General features: G+C 38.4%; 10 protein-coding genes and 1 pseudogene. 3 read left to right on the top strand and 8 right to left on the bottom strand.

Annotated features, from left to right (window positions below; translation table 11 throughout):
- Window positions 1-251 precede the first annotated feature (251 nt).
- Window positions 252-518: a hypothetical protein gene (locus tag DD829_RS22620; protein ID WP_116548179.1), complete on the bottom strand. Its 267-nt coding sequence runs from the start codon at window positions 516-518 to the stop codon at window positions 252-254.
- Between the two features lie 70 nt (window positions 519-588).
- Window positions 589-990, bottom strand: a complete 402-nt coding sequence (locus DD829_RS22615; RefSeq protein ID WP_116548178.1) for a hypothetical protein — start codon at window positions 988-990, stop codon at window positions 589-591.
- A gap of 255 nt (window positions 991-1245) precedes the next feature.
- Between DD829_RS22615 and DD829_RS22610 the strand changes: the two genes are divergently transcribed.
- The 3 genes from DD829_RS22610 to DD829_RS22605 all read left to right on the top strand — a co-directional run bounded on the left by DD829_RS22610 (window position 1246) and on the right by DD829_RS22605 (window position 2111).
- Window positions 1246-1422, top strand: coding sequence for an AbrB/MazE/SpoVT family DNA-binding domain-containing protein (locus DD829_RS22610; RefSeq protein WP_123906973.1), 177 nt, complete (start codon window positions 1246-1248; stop codon window positions 1420-1422).
- A gap of 43 nt (window positions 1423-1465) precedes the next feature.
- Window positions 1466-1621, top strand: coding sequence for a hypothetical protein (locus DD829_RS23905; protein ID WP_165814902.1), 156 nt, complete (start codon window positions 1466-1468; stop codon window positions 1619-1621).
- A gap of 235 nt (window positions 1622-1856) precedes the next feature.
- Window positions 1857-2111 (top strand): hypothetical protein, encoded by a 255-nt coding sequence (locus DD829_RS22605; RefSeq protein WP_116548176.1) that lies wholly within the window; start codon window positions 1857-1859, stop codon window positions 2109-2111.
- Window positions 2112-2267: 156 nt separating this feature from the next.
- On the opposite strand, the gene DD829_RS23900 is transcribed toward DD829_RS22605, so the two are convergent.
- From DD829_RS23900 to DD829_RS24270, 6 genes and pseudogenes are all read right to left on the bottom strand, one after another.
- A complete protein-coding gene (locus tag DD829_RS23900) occupies window positions 2268-2414 on the bottom strand; it encodes a hypothetical protein (protein ID WP_165814901.1) in 147 nt (48 codons plus the stop codon).
- A gap of 384 nt (window positions 2415-2798) precedes the next feature.
- On the bottom strand, window positions 2799-3017 hold the full coding sequence (locus DD829_RS24545) for a replication initiation protein (RefSeq protein ID WP_108409533.1): 219 nt from the start codon (window positions 3015-3017) through the stop codon (window positions 2799-2801).
- Window positions 3018-3482, bottom strand: a complete 465-nt coding sequence (locus DD829_RS22595) for a replication initiation protein (RefSeq protein ID WP_165796590.1) — start codon at window positions 3480-3482, stop codon at window positions 3018-3020.
- A gap of 748 nt (window positions 3483-4230) precedes the next feature.
- Window positions 4231-4872: a hypothetical protein gene (locus DD829_RS22590; RefSeq protein WP_116548175.1), complete on the bottom strand. Its 642-nt coding sequence runs from the start codon at window positions 4870-4872 to the stop codon at window positions 4231-4233.
- A 606-nt stretch (window positions 4873-5478) separates the two neighbouring features.
- On the bottom strand, window positions 5479-5898 hold the full coding sequence (locus DD829_RS22585; protein ID WP_165814900.1) for a DNA cytosine methyltransferase: 420 nt from the start codon (window positions 5896-5898) through the stop codon (window positions 5479-5481).
- 12 nt (window positions 5899-5910) lie between these two features.
- A pseudogene (locus DD829_RS24270) lies at window positions 5911-6381 on the bottom strand (DNA cytosine methyltransferase).
- Between the last annotated feature and the right edge of the window lie 79 nt (window positions 6382-6460).

The raw sequence follows: 6460 nt of genomic DNA, 5'->3' as shown, positions 1-6460 counted from the left end.
TTCTGCTGTAAATCGGGTTTTATTTTCCCTAACATTTTGCCGCTTTTTATACCCTAAAAATACGATTTTCTGCAATTTTTTACAATGATTTTGAACATGATTTAATTACAGCGTATTGAAAATCAGAACATTATTGCAATTCTAAGGAACAACTAATTATTTTCAGCAATTAACTTTATATATTTGACTTGTTTTCAAAAATTTACAGATGTGTAAAAGGGTCAGAATATTTTTTTTGCAAAAAAATAGTATTACTTGTTTATCAACTGCTCTTTCAGCCATTCCAGTATTTTTGGAGTTTTGTGCCATATTAATCGGGCTTCACAAGCATAATATACCGCTTCGCTGTATTTTCTCGGCTCATAGTAATCATCCTGATGAGAAGGTGTTCGTTTAGAGAGCAGTCTTTTCACTACAAACGGATTATAATCTGCCTCTTCATGAAACGGTGTATTAAAACAAAAATAGGAAAATTTTATCTTGTCTTCTTCTATTTTTCTTTGGTGAAAAAAGTTCACACCTTCTCATTATACTTTTCTAAAAAAACTTCCCCATGGAAAAACCAAGGGAAGTCGTTTCTAAAAATAACTATTCTTTCAGGCAAAATTCATGCAGGTAATATTCTACGGTATTCCAGGAGATTCCCTCGCTGCGATTGTGGTTAGCAATCATTTGATACAAGGCTTTCATAAAGTTTCCCCTTTCGAACAGCAGATATCCGGCAATCTTTTCCAGTTCTTTTGCTTTCTGTTCAAAATGCTCCTCTTTCCAGATCACCACTGTTTCCAGATGGGAGAGCCTTTCCACAATTTCCTGATGCCCCATATTCGGAAATACCGGAGTTCCCTCCTTTTCAGATACAAGAATCAGCACTTCACTTTTTTTAGGAGCAAAAGGATGAGCTGCCATCTGGGCTGCTGCCTGTCCGTTTTCTGCTTCAACCGATCCGAATTCATACTTTAAAAAATAGAATGTTTTGTCTTTACTCATAGTACTTATTTTTTATTGAACCTCCATCATATTTTTCAGTAAAGCATTTGCAAGGTTAAATTTTGAAATTTGATGACTTATTTTTATCCCAAGAACGAGCCCGGAGAAATCCCGGGAAATAAAAGACCTTGAATTCATGAGTTTAATCAATATCATTAAATTAACGAATCCAATCCTCACCCGTTTTTCATGGATTGCAGTTTGTTATTCTTATTTATTATGGATCAGTTCATAAAAATGCTCCACAGCCTAAAAATGTTCAATACCGGACAGATCACACTCCCTAAAGCATGGAGATCAAAATACAATACCCAAAACTTTCTTGCCGAGGAAACTCCGGAAGGTCTTCTGATTACACCGATAACCGCTAAAGAAACAGCATCGGCATATTATGAAAACAGAGAAGAATTCGGAATCTATTTTCCGGAATGAGCCAATCCCGAAGCGCTTATTTCACATATTAAACAATGTCAGAATGATTAATACAGCAGCAGATTTCATTCAAAAACTATCGCGTAAAGAAATACAGAAACTGTCTGTACTTTTACAGGCAGTGAGCGATAAAGAACGAAAAAGATATACGTATACTCCTCTTGCAGAGCTTGCACATCATTTTAAGATCATTCATTGAAACTTCCGTATTGTTTTTTACCAAAAGGAAAAACATACCAAAATCCAGAATATAGGCTACCTTAAAAGAGAATTTGCCGGTTCTGAATAATGAATTGTATCATTAATATGACCTTTATTATATCGCAATTTTGAAAAATGTACAGTAAAAATTAATGAATTTAACTAATTGCTCTTGATTTTATGAAATTAATGAATAGTATACTCTTGTTCATTTATTTTGTAATTAACATCTGATGAAAAAAAGTGTAATCGAACCCCTCGACAGGTTCATGACTAAATTAAAGAAAATAGCATCTCTGAAACCGGAAAAGAGATTAAAAGCTTTGGTAGCGTATCATGCTCTAACTGATGATAATCCTATGGATTTCTTTGGCTACATCAGAGAAGGCGGTTCCGAAGTGCTGTTCTATTACAACGAGGAAGACAATGCGGGTGAAGAGTTATACAACATGTACCAAAAAGATATTGAACAACTCATTGCAGGCTGACAAATTAGGGTTCAGCCGGGTGAAAGCAAAGGAAGCCAATATCGAAAAGCCTTTGACAAAACAGCAGAATTATTAGAAATAGAATTACAATCTGAGGAGTAGCCACTCCTCTTTTTTTTAAATAATATCAATTTATAGAAAGTAAGAAACCCGAATTTATTCCTCCAGTTCCAGCAGTTTTTTATCGACAAAAGCCTGCAGGAATTTATTAACCTTTCCATTGTCATAATCTTTTTTCATCAAAGCATAGAGGAAATGGTTCTCGTAGGATTCCAGAATCTCAAGAATAAATTCTTCGGTCATATGCTCTGCTCTTAGTTTTTTCAGCTTCTGCTCACGGAGAAAAGCTTCATTCTGCTTTGCCGACTCCTCTGCTTCTTTTGTTTGGATTCTTGTATCTTGGTTCTTAATTCTGTTATTTTCATTGTCAATCTCCTGCTGATAGAATCCTTTCTCCAGTGCTTTTATGAAAAATCAGGCTCTGCTCTCCACTTTATTTTTCTTAAAGTAGGATTTACAATGTTCCAAGGTGCTGAGAATATAGCTTTGCTCATATTTTCCTGAGATTTCATTTTTTATCACGGATTCCGAGAGCCCCAGATCCAGCATTTCACCGTGAGCATTTTTTCATAAAAGATCGTGCGGCTGCACCTTCCCCGTATCTTCCCCTTTAGAGCTTACTATTTTTCATGTTGGCGTATTGGGATGAATAGAGAACTGGATTTTCTCCACACGTCTTGAGTTTTCAGAAATTTCTTTAAATGTAAAACGGATATCGGTAAACATTTCCAGGTCTTTCTGGCTTTTAAGCAGAATTTTGTTTTTGAAGTTGGAATACTTTGAATAATTGTTTTCTACCCCTAAGATTTCTTTAAGCTCCTGCAATGAGAAGGTTTTCTGCTTCACTCACTCAAAGGTTTTGAGAAGTTCAAAAATACGGATGGAGGTGGCCGAACCGATCTGGAGAATATTGGATAAATTATACAGGAGGAATTTTGATTTAAGCTGGAGAAGGTAAGGTTTAAGGATGGGATTGAAAGTAGCTTCAATCACTCCCCTTCCTGAAACCTCATACTTGAAGCTGGACATGAGCGTACTCTTGATTTCTTTCTGGATCCCGTCTTCCTGAACAGGAATGACAATAATTTTTTTCAGCATGGACGTGGTTACCTGCTGGATTTCCGCATAGATGGTCTTGGATTTTAGGTTAAAGGTCTTCATAATATCCTTAACGGCTATTTTGTAGGTCTTGAAATCCTCGTCACGATCATCAATCATACTGACGATGAGTGAAAAAAGACGCAGCTCCAAAAGGCTGAATGAAAATTTCCCCATAACCAGCTCGTGGCTTTTTTTAACCAGTTGATTCATCAGCAGCGTTTTGTTTACAATATAAAGTTCATTTGATTTGAGATAAGAATTTAGAATCAGAACTATTCGTCGTTCATCATTCATTATTCATCATATATAATAATAAGTATCGGAGCATCATTCATCGGCTACCCTTTATCGCTTACAGTAGCCCAAATCAGTAGCCTTATTTTTATCATTTTCGCCCCATTTTGGGAGCCTTACCCTGTATTGGGAGCTATTCTGCCCTGTTTTGGGTATCATTCAGTCTGTTTTGGGAGCCCGAACCACCCGAAAAAGGATCTTTTGGCCCCGTTTTAGAAGCCTTACGCCCCTCTCAGGATGCCGAAACCGTTCATATAAGGCTTTGTACCTATGGTTTTCGATACGGTAAGAAGTATAATACTTTCAATAATAAGACAACATATATTAATAAAGAACATAAAACTGTTGTTATCTTTTTCTGTTTAATAGGGAATAGTAACAGCATCAGGTAACGAACCAACCCATTGTTTGGCTTCATTTAATTTTTTTAAGGGATTTTCATTCTCCTTTCTACGCCCTTGTTTATGCTTTTACAACGGAATGGCAACCAAAATGGGGTATATTTTCATTCGCAGGAACAGATATCATGACTCCTCTGTTTTGCACCGATGCTCCTGTATTTTTTCTTCCGGAAATCTTTTATTCATTTTTTTATGACCGACAGAAATCTTATTATGATCAAGTCCATAGAATGTTTTTTGAATCATGGAAGTTTCAGCAGATTCTACAACTGTAATTTTTTGAACAGGACCAGCAGGATGAAAACCAGAAGTACAATAAATAATGCAATGGAAATAATCAGATATGCGGTCGATTGGGTAGAGACTTTAACAAACTGGGTGTACAATCCCTTGAATTCGTTCTGGGCATTGTTCCGCTGCATCTGCATCTGGTGCTGCTGTTCTTTGTACAAGGTAATCACCTGTTCTTTGGATTTGATGATTTCGTCCTGCTCCCTTGTTTTGAGCCTCAGCGTAAAGTTTTCCTGTCTGATGATTTCAAGTTCGGACTCCTCTGTTCCGGAATTTTTAGCCTCCGATTCGGAAAAAGACATTGAGTTTTGGTGGTCAATCTTTGCTTTGCCCAAAGATGCCATAATTTTATCTAAGTCCTCTGCCCTGATATAGGTAATCTTCCCCTTCTCATTTACTTTATTGATGAGCTGTATCCCAAGATTTTTCACATATTTGTAGAACGATGTCTGGGATACGCCCAACAGCCTCTCTGCCTCAAATTTGGTGTATTCTTTCATAGTATGATGCGCTATAAAATAAAGCCGGTTTTTATCTGATAACCAAAGGTTATCACTCCCCTGAAAAAGGCTTATATAAGCTGTTTTCAGGACTTTGTAAAACCCCTGTATCATCTCCTCCCTTCTGTTGACATGCCGTGTACAATGATTTGACAAACCGTATTCAATGGGTAATCAATACATCGTAAAAGCTAAGAGCGGGGATTGTGCAGGGAGGTAAAACCCTTACACTAAGTATACCCCGATTCATCTGAAAATCAAGAGAATTTCACGGAGTGCTGCAGTAAAAAGTGTTGCCTTCTCCCCGAACAAAGGATTCTGAACTTTGTCCGAACTTCATCCATACATTATTTATCCTTCGTTCACCCCGTACAGGGGATTGTGAATGAAGTACAAAGCACTGGTTATGGCATTGACCATCCTGATACGGCAGAGGAGCGTGTAGGTAAAAAGGATTACCGCTTCTCTCCAAACAATAGGTCTGTACGTTTGTACAGAAGATAATGCATCTTTGACAGAGGATTGAACACCACGAACCAAGTTATACTGACTTATAATGACAGGAATGGTTTCCTCATACAGCCAGTTATTCTTTGTTCTTTCTTATTTCTTCTTTTTCTTAATTTATATTCTCCTTATTTATATTTACTATAGATTCTTTTTCATTTATTCATGCCCACTGAACTTTTGTTTGACTTCCATTTTTTTACAGAATAACTCTTACAACGGATCAAACCGTTGCTTTTTTATTTCCATTGCAATTCCGGCAGTCATCAGGGGAGGCACGCTCATTCCGCAGACGAAGCGCGGAGAGATGCCGCAGAAGTCAAAGTCAGAGGGAAAGCTGCTCATGCGGATATACTCCGTATCGTTCATATTGCGCGCTTCTTCGTAATAGAGGGTCGTACCGCTGCTGGTGAGTGTGGGAGCCACCACATGGTCATACACAATTCTCGTACTGAAAAAACTGTTGAAGGTGTCCAGATTCCTGTATTTGGCATCGGCAAATTTCAGGCATTCATCACCATATTCTACAAAGGGCCGTCTTTTTGCAATCGAAGGCCGGAGCGGAGGATGGGTGGTGGATCCTTTATCGGCAATTTCTCCAAAGTACACAGGGGATGATGCAAAATCCAGCACTAATGGTGGGAGTCACAGACTTTTCTTCCTTCCGATAAAAAAGATGCGCTCACGAGCCTGTGGGACTCCCAGAGTCGCGGAATTAATCCTGAAAATCTGGACTTCATATCCGAGCCGGCTGAGCCTGTCATGTACTTCAATCGCGTACCGTTTTGCTTTTCCAGCAATAATTCCCGGAACGTTTTCCATGATAACAATTTTGGGGCTGAGTTTTTCCACGGTATCGCAGAACACAAAAACCAGCTCATCCAGTATTTGTTTCTTCTGTCACTCTTTGAATATTTTCTCTTTTCACCGGCAGTTTTCGCGCTTTCATGACATGGAGAATGCACTGCACGGAGGGGAGCCGTCCAGAATATCGAGATCCGATAACTCTTCGGGCAGGTTGTCCCTTTGGTTAAAATCCCTGATGTCTTCCCGATAGAAATATTCGGGGGAGTGGTTCTTTTGGTAGATTTTTGCCATCTTTTTATCGATTTCCACGCCTCAAAGGTGACGGAACCCGGCAAGCTTATAGCCCATGGTAGATCAGCCTCACCCGACAAAGGTTCAGAATACGGTG

Origin of the sequence: Chryseobacterium sp. HMWF035 (assembly GCF_003094695.1) — a bacterium.
GTDB classification, from domain to species: domain Bacteria; phylum Bacteroidota; class Bacteroidia; order Flavobacteriales; family Weeksellaceae; genus Chryseobacterium; species Chryseobacterium gambrini.
The sequence above is the reverse complement of the archived record's forward strand: the minus strand, read 5'-3'. Positions and strand labels throughout refer to the sequence as shown.

What these genes read in the sequence shown, in the direction of transcription:
- DD829_RS22615 (WP_116548178.1), bottom strand. Translation starts at nt 990, where the DNA reads ATGAGTAAAGACAAAACATTCTATTTTTTAAAGTATGAATTCGGATCG.
- DD829_RS22610 (WP_123906973.1), top strand. Translation starts at nt 1,246, where the DNA reads ATGTTCAATACCGGACAGATCACACTCCCTAAAGCATGGAGATCAAAA.
- DD829_RS23905 (WP_165814902.1), top strand. Translation starts at nt 1,466, where the DNA reads ATGATTAATACAGCAGCAGATTTCATTCAAAAACTATCGCGTAAAGAA.
- DD829_RS22605 (WP_116548176.1), top strand. Translation starts at nt 1,857, where the DNA reads ATGAAAAAAAGTGTAATCGAACCCCTCGACAGGTTCATGACTAAATTA.
- DD829_RS23900 (WP_165814901.1), bottom strand. Translation starts at nt 2,414, where the DNA reads ATGACCGAAGAATTTATTCTTGAGATTCTGGAATCCTACGAGAACCAT.
- DD829_RS22595 (WP_165796590.1), bottom strand. Translation starts at nt 3,482, where the DNA reads ATGAATCAACTGGTTAAAAAAAGCCACGAGCTGGTTATGGGGAAATTT.
- DD829_RS22590 (WP_116548175.1), bottom strand. Translation starts at nt 4,872, where the DNA reads ATGATACAGGGGTTTTACAAAGTCCTGAAAACAGCTTATATAAGCCTT.